At 63.7% G+C, this 545-nt stretch carries 1 protein-coding gene; it reads right to left on the bottom strand.

What is annotated here, in order from left to right; genetic code table 11:
* Positions 1-346: 346 nt before the first annotated feature.
* Positions 347-545 (bottom strand): hypothetical protein (locus K7711_RS47090; protein ID WP_222979700.1); only part of this gene is annotated, 199 nt, incomplete at its 5' end.

The raw sequence follows: 545 nt of genomic DNA, 5'->3' as shown, positions 1-545 counted from the left end.
GCCGACGCCCCGGGTTATACGCGGTGTGGAATTCTCTGTGATGAGCCGCCTACCAGCGGCGACATACAGAGTGGCTTCTACGACTGCTTCAATTCTGGTGCGTCTTACGAGGAGTGTGAACGCCGCATCAGGTGAGCTGCGCCGATGCCTCGTCGCGCGCCCACGGAGTGCGGGCCGAACTCGCCGGTGTCCCAAGGCACTCTGAACCAGGCCACGGCCAAGAACGAGACTAGATTCCGAAACCAACCCACAGGCGACTTCGAAGCGTCGATGTCACTTTTCGGAGTCGCCTGCACAGATGTCCGAAGTCGCCTGCATCCGCGTTGATGGGTGTCCAAGCCCGCAGCTATCTGAGGATGATCGTGAGTCCGACGGCGGCTGCGGCAACCGCGGCGACGATGAGGATCGCCGCGACGACCCGCGATGTCATGGGCAGTGCTGCCTGCAGGCGGGCGAGCATGCGGTGTCCGGCCGTGGTGGGACACAGCAAGAGCGCGATCATGAGCACGGCGACCGGCGCAACCGCGATCACGACGAAGACCGTC

Source organism: Nocardia coffeae, assembly GCF_019890715.1.
GTDB classification, from domain to species: domain Bacteria; phylum Actinomycetota; class Actinomycetes; order Mycobacteriales; family Mycobacteriaceae; genus Nocardia; species Nocardia jiangxiensis.
Note: the sequence above shows the minus strand (reverse complement) of the source record. Positions and strands in the feature narration are given on the sequence as shown.